Annotated in this window: 13 protein-coding genes; 4 read left to right on the forward strand and 9 right to left on the reverse strand. The window is 69.3% G+C overall.

Annotated features, from left to right (window positions below; genetic code table 11):
- The first annotated feature begins 54 nt into the window (after positions 1-54).
- Positions 55-1,458 carry an aminotransferase class V-fold PLP-dependent enzyme gene (locus ESD82_RS19755; RefSeq protein WP_244314557.1) on the forward strand — a complete coding sequence of 468 codons (1,404 nt, stop codon included), beginning with the start codon at positions 55-57 and terminating at the stop codon, positions 1,456-1,458.
- On the opposite strand, the gene ESD82_RS19760 is transcribed toward ESD82_RS19755, so the two are convergent.
- Positions 1,436-2,137 (reverse strand): helix-turn-helix transcriptional regulator, encoded by a 702-nt coding sequence (locus ESD82_RS19760; RefSeq protein ID WP_147427544.1) that lies wholly within the window; start codon positions 2,135-2,137, stop codon positions 1,436-1,438. The two genes, ESD82_RS19755 and ESD82_RS19760, sit on opposite strands and share 23 nt — an antisense overlap.
- Positions 2,138-2,197: 60 nt before the next feature.
- Here ESD82_RS19760 and ESD82_RS19765 point away from each other — a divergent pair, with 60 nt between their 5' ends.
- The gene (locus tag ESD82_RS19765; RefSeq protein ID WP_024845373.1) at positions 2,198-2,791 is read left to right on the forward strand and encodes a glutathione S-transferase family protein; all 594 of its coding nucleotides are present in this window, start codon (positions 2,198-2,200) and stop codon (positions 2,789-2,791) included.
- On the opposite strand, the gene ESD82_RS19770 is transcribed toward ESD82_RS19765, so the two are convergent.
- From ESD82_RS19770 to ESD82_RS19780, 3 genes are all read right to left on the reverse strand, one after another.
- The gene (locus ESD82_RS19770) at positions 2,746-3,666 is read right to left on the reverse strand and encodes a DMT family transporter (protein WP_024845372.1); all 921 of its coding nucleotides are present in this window, start codon (positions 3,664-3,666) and stop codon (positions 2,746-2,748) included. The genes ESD82_RS19765 and ESD82_RS19770 overlap by 46 nt on opposite strands.
- 134 nt (positions 3,667-3,800) lie before the next feature.
- A complete protein-coding gene (locus ESD82_RS19775; RefSeq protein ID WP_024845371.1) occupies positions 3,801-4,100 on the reverse strand; it encodes an HU family DNA-binding protein in 300 nt (99 codons plus the stop codon).
- A gap of 151 nt (positions 4,101-4,251) precedes the next feature.
- A complete protein-coding gene (locus ESD82_RS19780) occupies positions 4,252-5,736 on the reverse strand; it encodes an AMP nucleosidase (RefSeq protein WP_024845370.1) in 1,485 nt (494 codons plus the stop codon).
- Between the two features lie 97 nt (positions 5,737-5,833).
- On the opposite strand from ESD82_RS19780, the gene ESD82_RS19785 reads away from it, so the two are divergent.
- Both ESD82_RS19785 and ESD82_RS19790 read left to right on the forward strand, forming a co-directional pair.
- Positions 5,834-6,820, forward strand: a complete 987-nt coding sequence (locus ESD82_RS19785; RefSeq protein WP_024845369.1) for an LLM class flavin-dependent oxidoreductase — start codon at positions 5,834-5,836, stop codon at positions 6,818-6,820.
- Positions 6,817-7,680, forward strand: coding sequence for an SDR family oxidoreductase (locus tag ESD82_RS19790; RefSeq protein ID WP_147427543.1), 864 nt, complete (start codon positions 6,817-6,819; stop codon positions 7,678-7,680). The genes ESD82_RS19785 and ESD82_RS19790 overlap by 4 nt, the downstream gene beginning before the upstream one ends.
- Here the strand turns inward: ESD82_RS19790 and ESD82_RS19795 are convergent.
- Genes ESD82_RS19795 through ESD82_RS19815 form a run of 5 tightly spaced genes read right to left on the reverse strand, consistent with a single transcriptional unit; the run spans position 7,677 to position 12,274 of the window.
- A complete protein-coding gene (locus ESD82_RS19795) occupies positions 7,677-8,297 on the reverse strand; it encodes a COG3650 family protein (protein WP_024845367.1) in 621 nt (206 codons plus the stop codon). The genes ESD82_RS19790 and ESD82_RS19795 overlap by 4 nt on opposite strands.
- A gap of 9 nt (positions 8,298-8,306) precedes the next feature.
- Positions 8,307-10,229, reverse strand: coding sequence for a 1-deoxy-D-xylulose-5-phosphate synthase (gene dxs, locus ESD82_RS19800; RefSeq protein ID WP_147427542.1), 1,923 nt, complete (start codon positions 10,227-10,229; stop codon positions 8,307-8,309).
- A gap of 25 nt (positions 10,230-10,254) precedes the next feature.
- Entirely contained in the window at positions 10,255-11,118 is an 864-nt protein-coding gene (locus ESD82_RS19805; RefSeq protein ID WP_024845365.1) for a polyprenyl synthetase family protein, read from the reverse strand.
- On the reverse strand, positions 11,118-11,360 hold the full coding sequence (locus ESD82_RS19810; RefSeq protein WP_024845364.1) for an exodeoxyribonuclease VII small subunit: 243 nt from the start codon (positions 11,358-11,360) through the stop codon (positions 11,118-11,120). Before ESD82_RS19810 ends, ESD82_RS19805 begins: the two co-directional genes overlap by 1 nt.
- A complete protein-coding gene (locus ESD82_RS19815; protein WP_147427541.1) occupies positions 11,357-12,274 on the reverse strand; it encodes a histone deacetylase family protein in 918 nt (305 codons plus the stop codon). Before ESD82_RS19815 ends, ESD82_RS19810 begins: the two co-directional genes overlap by 4 nt.
- Positions 12,275-12,328: the final 54 nt, after the last annotated feature.

Here is a 12,328-nt window from a genome sequence, read left to right on the forward strand (position 1 = left end):
AATGATTCCTCGGCCGTTGCGGGTCAAGATTCGCGCATAAAGACGAGGAATCCGATGCCGCCTTTCGACAGCTACCTTGCCCGGCTGGGCGACGACCCGATGCAGGTAATCCATGACGGCGTGATCGGCCGCGACGCGGTGATCGACGGCCCCTTCGGGCCGCGGCGGATGATCTATGCCGATTACATTGCCTCGGGCCGGGCGCTGCGGCCCATCGAGGACTGGGTGATGGAGAATGTCCTGCCCTGGTATGCCAACAGCCATACCGAGGCCAGCCATTGCGGCGGCATCATGACCCGGATGCGCCGCGCCGCGCGCGAGGTGATCGGATTCTGCACCCATGCCGGCGCCGAACATGCGGTGATCTTTACCGGCTCGGGTGCGACGCAGGCCATCAACCGGCTGGTGTACCTGCTGGGCGCGGGGCCGGGGGCCACGGTGCTGATCGGGCCTTACGAGCATCACTCGAACATCCTGCCCTGGCGCGAAAGCGGCGCCGAGGTCGTGACCATCCCCGAAGCCGCCACCGGCGGGCCGGACCTCGCGGCGCTGCGCGCGGCGCTGGACCGCGCCGAAGGGCCGGTGATCGGCAGCTTCTCGGCCACCTCGAATGTCACCGGCACGCTGACTGACGTGGCCGAGGTCACGCGCATCCTGAAGGCGGCTGGGGCCAAGGTGGTTTGGGACCATGCCGGCGGCGCGCCCTATCTGCCGATCGACATGCGGCTGGGCATGGATGCGGTGGTGATCTCGCCGCACAAGTTCATCGGCGGGCCGGGCGCCTCGGGCGTCCTGATCCTGCGCCGCGACGCGGTGCTGGCGGACCGCCCCACCCTGCCCGGCGGCGGCACGGTGCGCTTCGTCTCGCCCGAGGGCCACGACTATGCCCTGTCGCTGGAGGCGCGCGAGGAAGGCGGCACCCCGAACGTGATCGGCGACATCCGCGCCGCGCTGGTCTTCCTGACCAAGGCCGCCGTGGGAGAGGAACGCATCGACGCGCGCCATGCCGAATGGCTGGCGCTGGGGATGGCGCGGCTGCGGAACCATCCGAGGATCGAGTTGCTGGGCAACCTGGACGCGCCGCGCCTGCCGTTTTTCAGCTTCCGCATCCGCGACGGGCGGGGCGGCTTTGTCCATCAGCAACTGGCGACGCGGATGCTGTCGGACCTTTACGGCGTGCAGGCGCGCGGCGGCTGCGCCTGCGCCGGGCCCTATGTCCATCACCTGCTGGGGCTGGGCCCCGAGGCCTCGGCCCGGCTGCGCGCCGCGATCCTGGCCGGGGACGAGATCGAGAAGCCGGGCTTCGTGCGGCTGAACCTGTGCTGGGCCGCCCCGCGTGCCGAAATCGAGGCGATCCTGGATGCCGTCTGCGAGTTGGCCGAACACGCCGCCGATCACCTGGCGCATTACCGCTGCGACCGGGCGACCGCGATCTTCACCCCGGTTGCAGCCGCGTAGCGCAGGGCCGCAAGACGTATTCCCGCACCAGGGCCACGCGGCGCGGCCGGAAGCTTTCGCCGCCCGGCCGCATGGCCTGGATGCGCGGGATGTGGAAGGTGCGGAAATCCTGCCGCAGCCGGCAATGCGCCAGCAACATCATGTGATTGTCGCTGTAGGACATGCCCAGCGGCCAGATCTCGCGCGTGCTGGCCCGGCCCTGCAGGTCCAGATAGTCGATGACCAGGCTGCGCTCCTCCCACAGGGCCTGGCGCAGCAGCGCCATGTCCACCTGCGGGCTGGGACGCTGCGCCGGCTCGCGAAACAGCCGCATGGTGGTGTGCATGGCATGGCGGCCCTGGCTTTCGGGCAGGGTGGCGATGATGCGGGCCAGCGCATCCTCGCCCGCGCGGGTCAGTTCGGGATCGCCCAAGCTGCGCAGGCCCGAGACGGCGAGCAGCAGCGCCTCGATCTCCAGCCGCGAAAAGCTTTGCGGCGGCAGGGCGGGGTCTTCGGTCAGCGCATAGCCCAGCCCCGCCTCGCCGTCGATCAACGCGCCGCCGGCGCGCAGCGTGGCGATGTCGCGGTAAAGCTGGCGGCGCGAGACGCCGGTCTCCTCGGCCAGCCGCGCGGCCGTCACCGGCGCGGGCAGGCGGCGCAGCGCGTCCATCAGGCGCATCAGCCGGTCGGTGCGGGACATGCTGTCACCTTCTGTCAGGGGGCCTGCGCCATTCTGCCCCCATCAATGCAGGAGGCCAAGATGCTGACCCTATACCACGCCCCGAAAAGCCGCTCCTCGACCATCCTCGTGCTGCTGGCGGAGCTGGGCATCCTCGACAAGGTCGAGATCCGCCAGGTGACGATCCCGCGTCAGGACGGCTCGGGCGGGCGCGACCCGGCGAACCCGCATCCCGAGGGCAAGGTGCCCTATCTGGTCAATGGCGCGGATCACGTGCGCGAACGGGGCGCCATCATGCTGTATCTGACCGATATGTTCCCCGAGGCGGGGCTGGGTCCGCTGCCGGGCGATCCGGGGCGCGGCCAGTATCTGAGCTGGCTCAGCTGGTATCAGGGGGTTCTGGAGCCGGTGGCGATCCTGAACTTCTTCAAGATCGAGCATCCGGCCCTGATGGCGACCTTCCGCGATTACGACACCGCGATCCGGCAGCTGGACGAAGTGCTGGGCCAGCAGCCCTGGCTGCTGGGCGACCGCTTCTCGGCCGCCGACCTGCTGATCGCCAGCCCCTTGCTGTTCTTTGGCACGGACATGCCGCGAACCCCCGCCATCGACGCATGGGCGCAGCGGATTCAGTCCCGCCCCTCGATGGCGCGGGCGGCAGGGATCGACGGCTGAGGCGCCGCCGCGGGCAGCTTGGCCAGCTGCACCATCAGGATGCCCGCCGCCACGATCAGCGCACCGACCACGTCCGAGGTGCCGAACCGCTCGCCCAGAAGCGCGGCGGCAATGGCGACGCCGAAGATCGGCGACAGGAAATGAAAGGTCGCCGCCCGAACCGCGCCGATGCGGTTGACCAGCCGGAACCACAGCCAGGTCGCGCCGATGCCGGGCGCGATCACCGTATAGGCAAAGGCCCAGAGCAGGCCGGCGCTCCATTCCACCGGGCGGCCCCATTCCATCAGCACCGCCGGGACCAGCAGCAGGGCGGCACCGACGGCCATTTGCAGGCCGACCAGCATCATCATGTTGCGGCTGCCCCCGGCCCCGCGCGCCGCCAGCGTGGCGAAGGTCAGCGCCACCATGCCGATCAGGCACAGGATCACCCCCGGCACGTCCAGCCCGTGCTGAAGCCGCACCCCCATGATCAGCGTGACGCCGGCCACGCCCGCGACCAGCCCGGCCACGGCGATGGAGCGCAGCCGTTCGCCGTAAAGCAGCCAGCCCAGGAAGGCGACGACCAGCGGCATCATCGAGGCGATGATGGCCGAGACCGACGCCTCGACATATTGCATGGCAACCCAGCTGAACCCCAGGTAAAGCGCGTTCTGGCACAGGCCGAACAGGATCACCGTGCGCCATTCGGCCCGGCTCAGGCGCCAGCTCTGGCCCATGGCGCGGGCCAGCGGGATCGCCACCATGGCAGAGAGGCCGAACCGGATCACCAGCGCGGTCAGCGGCGGGGCGGCCGTGACGATCATGCGCGTCGAGGTGAAGGCCGAGGCCCAAAGGACCGCAAAGCCGAAACCCATCAGAATGGCCCTGAAATCCATGTCGCCCCCCTGCCCTTGCCCCCATGGGCTAGCAGATGGGCCGGCGGGCGCAAGGGCCACGATCCAGGCAAGGCCCGGAAATGACAGAAGCCGCGCAGGTCATGCGCGGCCCCTTATGCGGCAAAAAGCCGGGATCAGGCGTTCACGCTGTCCTTCAGCGCCTTGGCGATGGTGACCTTGACCACCTTGTCGGCGGGCTTGGTCATCATTTCCTGGGTCTGCGGATTGCGGACCTGACGCTCGGGGCGGGTGCGGCAGGCAACCTTGCCGATGCCCGGCAGGGTGACGGCACCACCTTCGGCGACCGTGCGCGACACGACGGCCGAAAGCGCGTCCAGGGCCGCCGCGGCGGTCTTCTTGTCGCTGCCCATTTCATCGGCCAGCGTGGCGACGAGCTGGGTCTTGGTCATCGGTTTCGAAGCGGCCTGGGCCATATTCTGTCTCCTCGTTGTTCCCCGTTCGGGAAATTTTCGGACGCCACCTTGGCGGCACGCTTGCCGCTACACAAGCTTTTTAAGCGCAGATCAAGCTTTTTCGGCGACTTTCCCCAGCAAACGCTGCGAAATTCGCCACCCAGGGACCATTCTAGAGAAAGGCGGTCTCGTTGAACGAGCGCAACTTGCGCGAGTGGATGCGTTCCAGGGGCGTCTCGCGCAGCTTTTCCATGGCCCGGATGCCGATCAGCAAGTGGTTCGCGACCTGGGTGCGATAGAAATCCGTGGCCATGCCGGGCAGCTTCAACTCGCCATGCAGCGGCTTGTCCGAGACGCACAAGAGCGTGCCATAGGGCACGCGGAAGCGGAACCCGTTCGCGGCGATGGTGGCGCTTTCCATATCCAGCGCGATGGCGCGCGATTGCGACAGCCGCTGCACCGGACCGGACTGGTCGCGCAGTTCCCAGTTGCGGTTGTCGATGGTGGCCACCGTGCCGGTGCGCATGATGCGCTTGAGCTCATAGCCTTCCAGCTGCGTGACCTCGGCCACCGCCTCTTGCAGGGCGACCTGCACCTCGGCCAGGGCCGGGATCGGCACCCAGACCGGCAGGTCGTCGTCAAGCACGTGATCCTCGCGCAGATAGGCATGGGCCAGCACGAAATCACCCAGGGACTGGCTGTTGCGAAGGCCCGCGCAATGGCCGACCATCAGCCAGGCATGCGGGCGCAGCACGGCGATATGGTCGGTCGCGGTCTTGGCGTTCGAGGGGCCAACACCGATATTGACCAGCGTGATGCCGTCGCCATCCGGGCGCTTGAGGTGATAGGCCGGCATCTGCGGCATCTTGGCGCCGGTGGCGATGATGTCCTCGGGCCGTTCCAGAACCTGGTTGCCGGGCGCGACGAACTCGGTATAGCCCGAATGCGGATCGGCCAGCGCGCGGCGGGCGAAAAGCTCGAACTCGTCCACGTAGAACTGGTAGTTCGTGAACATCACGAAATTCTGGAAATGCTCGGGCAGGGTCGCGGTGTAATGCGCCAGCCGCGCCAGCGAGTAATCGACGCGCTGCGCGGTAAAGGGTGACAGCGGGTGGCTGCCGTCCGGGTTCGGCCCGGCGGTGCCGTTGACGATGTCGTCGTCCATCGTGTTCAGGTCCGGCACGTCGAAGACGTCGCGCAGCGAATAGTCCAGCACGCCTTCCTGCGGCACGTTCAGGTCGCTTTGCGTCGCCACGGCGAAATGCACCGGCATCGGCGTGCCGCTGTCGCCGATCGCCACCGGCACGCCGTGGTTCTTCATCAAGAGCCCGATCTGCTCGGTCAGGTAGCCGCGGAACAGGTCCGGCCGGGTGATCGAGGTCGAATAGGTGCCCGGCAGCGCGACATGGCCGAAGGACAGGCGCGAATCCGTCTTGGAATGGATCGGCACGGTCATGCGCAATTCGGGGTAGAAGGCGCGATAGCGCGCCGCCGGCCGGCCGCCCTTCAGCGTGGCCAGGAAATGGTCCAGCAGGAAATGCGAGGCACGCTCGTAAAGCGCGATCAGCCGGGCCACGGCGGCGGCCGGGTCGTCGAAATAGACGCGCTCGGCGGGCTCGGGCGTCTCGATGGGAAGTCTCCGGCTGTCGGTCATCATGCGCGCTCTCCAGTTTCGGCGGAGAGTGCCAGCGCGGCGGCGGGCTGGCAAGCCGGCACCGGACGCCTTATCTGGGATGGGCAAAGGAGTGATGCGCATGGAATTTTCCATTCTCGATCTGGCCGGGGTGGCCGAGGGTTCGGACGCGCGCCAGGCCATCGCCAATTCCGTGGCATTGGCGCAGGCCGCCGAGGGCTGGGGCTACAGCCGCTTCTGGCTGGCGGAACATCACAACATGCCGGGCATCGCCAGCGCCGCCACCTCGGTGCTGATCGGCCATGTGGCGGATCATACCAGGACGATCCGCATCGGCGCCGGCGGCGTCATGCTGCCCAACCACGCGCCGCTGGCCATCGCCGAGCAGTTCGGCACCCTGGCGACGATCCACGGGCCGCGCATCGACCTGGGCCTGGGCCGCGCGCCGGGCGGCGACGGGGCGGTGATGCATGCGCTGCGCCGGTCCCTGCAGGGCAACCAGGATTTCCCGAACGACGTGGTCGAGCTCATGCACTATCTCGGCCCGCCGCGTCCCGGCGCCCCGGTCGCGGCCCATCCGGGCCAGGGCACGAATGTCCCGGTCTGGATCCTCGGCTCGTCGCTTTACGGCGCCAGCCTCGCCTCGGCGCTTGGCCTGCCCTATGCCTTCGCCAGCCATTTCGCCCCCGGCGACCTCGAGGAGGCGCTGCGGCTTTACCGCGAGCGGTTCCAGCCCACCGAGTTCGGCCAGGCGCCACGCTTCATGCTGGCGGTGAACGTCATCGTCGCCGACAGCGATGCCGAGGCGCAGCACCTGCGCAGCAGCCAGCAGATCAGCTTCGCCCGGCTGCGGCTGGGCATGCCGGGCCTGCTGCCGCCGCCGGTCGACGACGTGCTGGAAGCGATCCCGGTGCGCATCCTGCCCACGGTCAACGCCGCGCTGGCCATCAGCGCCGTCGGCAGCCCCGAAACTGTCGCGGCCGAGCTGGACCGGCTGATCGCCCGCCACCAGCCCGACGAGTTGATCCTGGTCGGCAATATCTACGACCAGGCCGCGCGGCACCGCTCCTTCGCCATGGCGGCCGAGATCCTGCGGGGGCGTGCATGACGAGGATGCTGGTTTTCGGCCACGGCTATTCCGCCGGCTTCCTGACCCCCCTGCTGCTGGCCGAGGGCTGGCAGGTCACCGGCACCACCCGCAGCGACACCGATCGCGTGGCGCAGGCCGGGGCCCAGCCGCTGCGCTGGCCGGGGCAAGAGGATGCCGTGCGCAAGACCATCGCCCAGGCCGACGCGATCCTGGTCTCGGTCGGGCCGGACCGGGGCGCGGACCCGGTGCTGGCAGCCTTCGGCGCCGAGATCGCCGCCGGCCGCCCACGCTGGCTGGGCTATCTCTCGACCACCGGCGTCTATGGCGACCGCGACGGCGGCTGGGTGGACGAGGACACGCCCTGCACCCCCTCGACCCGGCGCGGGCGCGAGCGGGTCGCGGCCGAGCAGGACTGGCAGCAGCTCGCCGCCGAACACGGCCTGCCGCTGCACATCTTCCGCCTGGCCGGCATCTATGGGCCGGGGCGCGGCCCCTTTGCCAAGGTGCGCGAGGGCACGGCGCGGCGCATCGTCAAGCCCGGCCAGGTCTTCTCGCGCATCCATGCCGAGGACATCGCCCAGGTGTTGCTGGCCTCGATCCGCGCGCCGCGGCCGGGCGCGATCTACAATGTCTGCGACGACGACCCGGCCCCGCCCGAGGCAGTGATCGGCCACGCCGCCAAACTGCTGGGCCTGCCCCTGCCGCCCGCCGAGGATTACGCGAACGCCGAGATGACGCCCATGGCGCGCAGCTTCTATGCCGAGAACAAGCGCGTCTCGAACGACCGCATCAAGCGCGAGTTGGGCGTGACCTTGCGCTATCCCGACTATTGCGCCGGGTTGGCCGCGCTGGCCCGCGCCGAGGGAACCGAGGCTTAGGGCGCAATCGAGCAGCAGCCCGTCAGCATGCGCGACGGCTGCTCCTGCCCGTCCAGAATCACCGCGACGGCCAAGGCATAGCCGCGGTCCGACATGCCGTCCGAGCATTGTTCGGGCCGCAGGAAGGCCGTAAGCCGGCCCTTGCCGTCGCCGGCGATGATGCCGCGCGTGGGTTCGCCCTCGATGCCGCGATCCATGACCTTGCGCAGCGAAAGCTGGCGCTCGGGCGCATCGGGTTCGCTGAAGACCAACCCCTTCTGCACCGTCTTGACCGACCAGAAGGGCTCGGTTCCGCTGCAATGCAGCGCCAGCGGCAGTTCGGCGGGCTTCCAGACCGTCGCCTGCGGCTTGAGAAAGCGCAACGCCACCCAGCCCGTCGTCTCGCCCACGTTTACGAGGCCCCACTTGCCCGAGGCGTCGCGGTCCAGCAGCTCGACCCCCTTGGCGGTCGAGGCGAGCCGGCCGATGATCTTGGCCTGCCCGTGCGGTGCCTCGCGCACGTTCAGCTTGTCCCAGGTCTCGACGACGGTGACGTCGAACAGGTGCGGCAGATAATCCTGCGCCTGCACCGCAAGAGGCGCGGCAAGGGCGAGGCCGGTCAGAAGGATACGCAGCATTGTCACCTCTCAGGCACGTTTCGCCAGCGCCACGCCCAGGACGTCCAGCACCTTGGCCTCGATGTCGGGGGCGGACATGCGGGCGCAGCGATACATGGCCTCGGGGCTGGCATGGTCGATGAATGTATCGGGCAACACCATCTGGCGGAAACGCAGCCCGCCGTCGAAGACGCCCTCGTCCGACAGAAGCTGCGCGACCAGGCTGCCGAAGCCGCCGACCGCGCCCTCCTCGATGGTGATCAGCGCCTCATGCGTGCGGGCCAGGCGCAGGATCAGGTTGCGGTCCAGCGGCTTGGCAAAGCGGGCATCGACCACCGTGGGCGTGATCCCGCGCGCCAGCAGCGCCTCGCGCGCCCGCATGACCTCGGCCAGCCGGGTGCCGAAGGACAGGATGGCGACGCGCTTGCCCTCGGCCACGACCCGGCCCTTGCCGATTTCCAGCACCTCGCCGCGTTCGGGCATCTCGACGCCGGTGCCCTCGCCGCGCGGATAGCGGAAGGCGATGGGGCCTTCGTCATGAGCCGCCGCGGTGGCGACCATATGGACCAGTTCCGCCTCATCCGCGGCGGCCATGACCACCATGCCGGGCAGGTTCGCGAGGAAGGCGATGTCATAGGCGCCGGCATGGGTGGCGCCATCGGCACCGACCAGACCGGCGCGGTCGATGGCAAAGCGCACCGGCAGGCGCTGGATCGCCACGTCATGCACCACCTGGTCGTAGCCGCGCTGCAGGAAGGTCGAATAAAGCGCGCAGAACGGCTTCATCCCCCCCGCCGCCAGCCCCGCCGAGAAGGTCACGGCATGCTGCTCGGCAATGCCCACGTCGAAGCAGCGGCGCGGAAAACGCTCGGCGAACAGATTCAGCCCGGTGCCGTCCGGCATGGCGGCGGTGACGGCGACAATGCGGGCGTCGCGGCTGGCCTGATCGACCAGCGCACGGGCAAAGACCGAGGTATAGCTGGGTGCGTTCGATTTCGCCTTGGCCTGCGCGCCGGTGTGAACGTCGAATTTCGCCGTGGCATGGCCCTTGTCGGCGGCGCGCTCGGCCGGGCCGTAGCCCTTGCCCTTGCGGGTCACGACATGCAGCAGCACCGGCCCCGTCGCCCGCGCCTTGACCGTGCGCAGAAGCGGCAGAAGCTGGTCGAGGTCGTGGCCATCGACCGGGCCGATATAGGAAAACCCCAGTTCCTCGAACAGCGTGCCGCCGACGGTCATGCCCTTGAGCATCTCCTTGGCCCGCCGCGCCCCCTCTTGCAGGCTGGGCGGCAGGAAGCCGACCGCGCCCTTGGCGACGGCCTTGAGATCCTGGAACGGCCCCTCGGCGTAAAGCCGGGTCAGATAGCGCGACAGCGCCCCGGTGGGCGGCGCGATGGACATCTCGTTGTCGTTCAAGACCACGAACAGCCGCTTGCCCAGGTCGCCGGCATTGTTCAGCGCCTCGAAGGCCATGCCCGCGCTCATCGCGCCGTCGCCGATCACCGCGACGGCATCGCCCGGATCGCCGCCCAGTTCGCGCGCCATGGCAAAGCCCAGCGCCGCGCTGATCGAGGTCGAGCTGTGCCCGGCGCCGAACGGGTCATAGGCACTTTCCGAACGCTTGGTGAAACCGGAAAGCCCGCCCTCCATCCGCAGGGTGCGGATGCGGTCGCGGCGCCCGGTCAGGATCTTGTGCGGATAGCATTGATGGCCCACGTCCCAGATGATCTTGTCGCGCGGTGCGTCAAAGACCGCGTGCAGCGCCACGGTCAGTTCGACCACGCCCAGCCCGGCGCCCAGATGGCCGCCGGTGACGGAAACGGCGCTGACCGTCTCGGCCCGCAGCTCGTCGGCAAGCTGCCGCAGCTCGCGATCGGTCAGATCCTTGAGGTCGGACGGCAGGTGAACCCGGTCCAGGATCGGCGTCGCGGGGCGGTGGGAAGTTTCATCGGTCATGGCTTGCCCCTCTCCGGGCGGGCTGTCAGGCGTCGCGTTCGATAACGAAACGCGCGAGCTGCCGCAAGTTTCCTGCGCCCTCGCCATAGGCATCAAGGGCGGCTTCGGCATCTCGGACCAGCGCGCGCGCCTTGTCCCGCGCGCCCTCCAGCCCCAGCAGCGAGACGAAGGTCGCCTTGTTGGCGGCGCCGTCCTTGCCGGTGCGCTTGCCCGTCTCGGCCTCGGTGCCGGTCACGTCGAGAATGTCGTCCTGGATCTGGAAGGCCAGGCCCAGGTTGCGGGCATATTCCGCCAGCGGGCCGGGATCCTCGCCCGCCATGACCGCGCCGGCGGTGGCGGCGAACTGGATCAGCGCCCCGGTCTTGGCCTGCTGCAGCCGGGTGATGGCGGCAAGGTCCAAGGGCTCGGCGGCGGTCTCGGCGGCGATGTCCAGCGCCTGGCCCCAGACCATGCCGCGCCCGCCCGCCGCATCGGACAGGCCGCACACCAACGCCAGCCGCGCCTCGGGCGGGCCGACCAGCGGCTCGGTCAAAAGGCCAAAAGCCAGGCTTTGCAGCGCGTCGCCGGCCAGGATGGCGGTGGCCTCGGACCATTGCACATGCACGGTGGGCAGGCCGCGGCGCAGGTCGTCGTCGTCCATCGAGGGCAGATCGTCATGGACCAGGCTATAGGCATGCAGCGCCTCGACCGCCGCCGCGACCGGCAGCGATGCTGCGTCGGGCAAGCCGAACAGCCGCGCCGATTCCATGACCAGGAAGGCGCGGATGCGCTTGCCGCCGGTGCAGGCATAGCGCATGGCATCGGTCAGCTCGCCCTCGGGCAGGCCGGCCATGACCTCGTCCAGCGCGGCCTGGACCTGCGCCTTCACCTCGGCAAGGCGGTCCCGCATCACAGCCCCTCGGCCGGAACGGTCCCGTCGGGCTGGCCGTTGGCCGCCAAAGTGATCTTTTCCACCCGCTCCTCGGCCTCGCGCAGGCGCTTGTCGCAATGCGCCCGCAGGGCCGCACCGCGCTCGTAGAGCTTGATCGATTCCTCCAGCGTGGCCTCGCCATGCTCCAGACGGCCGACCGTCGCCTCCAGCTCTTTCATCGCCTCCTCGAAGGACATGTTCTCGATCTCGGTCCCGGTCACGCGGCAGTCTCCCTCAGCACATCGACATGGGCGCGCGCCGAGCGGCCCAGAGCGGCCAGATCATAACCGCCTTCCAGCGCCGATACCACCGGGGCCGAACACCCCGCCGCCGTGTCGCAGATCATCCGGGTGATGGCGGTGAAATCCGCCTCGCGCCACATCAGCGCGGCAAGGGGGTCGTCGGCATGGGCGTCGAACCCGGCCGAGACCAGCACCAGCTGCGGCCGCCAGGCCGCGACCCGGTCGCAGATCGCCCGCCAGGCCGCGCGCGCCTCGTCCCCGCCGCTGCCCGGCGCCAGCGGCATGTTGACGATCTGGCCATGCGCACCCCGCTCCGAGGCCGCGCCGGTGCCGGGATAAAGCGGCACCTGGTGGGTCGAGGCGAAGAACGCCCGCTTCTCGTCCCACAGCACGTCCTGGGTGCCGTTGCCGTGATGCACGTCGAAATCCAGCACCGCCACCCGGTCCAGCCCGTGATGGTCCAGCGCCCGCAGGGCGGCGATGGCGACCGAGGACAGGATGCAGAACCCCATGGCCTTCATGCGCTCGGCATGATGGCCCGGCGGGCGCATGGCGACGAAGGCATTGGGCGCCTCGCCCGCCAGCACCGCATCCACGGCGGCGCAGGCCCCGCCGGCGGCATGGCGCGCCGCCTCCAGGCTGCCCGGCGCCAGATAAGTGTCCGAATCGAGCATGCTCCAGCCCTCGGCCGGCAGCTTCCGCCGCAAAAGCGCCAGGTACCCGGCCGGATGGGCGCGCAGGATGTCCCTCTCCGCCGCCTCGGGCGCCTCGCGCCGCTCCAGGTCCATCCCCTCCAGCGCGGCCAACACGGCATCCAGCCGGGCCACCTGCTCGGGATGGCTGGGCGGCGTCACATGCGAAAAGCCCGAGGGATGCGTATAAAGCAAGGTCATCGGCCCAAGGATTATGGACAGCCGCCCCGCCCGGCAAGGAAATGTTCCGCAGCT

This window comes from Paracoccus pantotrophus, from assembly GCF_008824185.1.
In the GTDB taxonomy this organism is placed as follows: domain Bacteria; phylum Pseudomonadota; class Alphaproteobacteria; order Rhodobacterales; family Rhodobacteraceae; genus Paracoccus; species Paracoccus pantotrophus.

Bases quoted from the DNA above. Each gene is read 5' to 3' on its own strand.
- ESD82_RS19755 (WP_244314557.1), top strand. From the start codon at position 55: ATGCCGCCTTTCGACAGCTACCTTGCCCGGCTGGGCGACGACCCGATG.
- ESD82_RS19760 (WP_147427544.1), bottom strand. From the start codon at position 2,137: ATGTCCCGCACCGACCGGCTGATGCGCCTGATGGACGCGCTGCGCCGC.
- ESD82_RS19765 (WP_024845373.1), top strand. From the start codon at position 2,198: ATGCTGACCCTATACCACGCCCCGAAAAGCCGCTCCTCGACCATCCTC.
- ESD82_RS19770 (WP_024845372.1), bottom strand. From the start codon at position 3,666: ATGGATTTCAGGGCCATTCTGATGGGTTTCGGCTTTGCGGTCCTTTGG.
- ESD82_RS19775 (WP_024845371.1), bottom strand. From the start codon at position 4,100: ATGGCCCAGGCCGCTTCGAAACCGATGACCAAGACCCAGCTCGTCGCC.
- ESD82_RS19780 (WP_024845370.1), bottom strand. From the start codon at position 5,736: ATGATGACCGACAGCCGGAGACTTCCCATCGAGACGCCCGAGCCCGCC.
- ESD82_RS19785 (WP_024845369.1), top strand. From the start codon at position 5,834: ATGGAATTTTCCATTCTCGATCTGGCCGGGGTGGCCGAGGGTTCGGAC.
- ESD82_RS19790 (WP_147427543.1), top strand. From the start codon at position 6,817: ATGACGAGGATGCTGGTTTTCGGCCACGGCTATTCCGCCGGCTTCCTG.
- ESD82_RS19795 (WP_024845367.1), bottom strand. From the start codon at position 8,297: ATGCTGCGTATCCTTCTGACCGGCCTCGCCCTTGCCGCGCCTCTTGCG.
- dxs (WP_147427542.1), bottom strand. From the start codon at position 10,229: ATGACCGATGAAACTTCCCACCGCCCCGCGACGCCGATCCTGGACCGG.
- ESD82_RS19805 (WP_024845365.1), bottom strand. From the start codon at position 11,118: ATGCGGGACCGCCTTGCCGAGGTGAAGGCGCAGGTCCAGGCCGCGCTG.
- ESD82_RS19815 (WP_147427541.1), bottom strand. From the start codon at position 12,274: ATGACCTTGCTTTATACGCATCCCTCGGGCTTTTCGCATGTGACGCCG.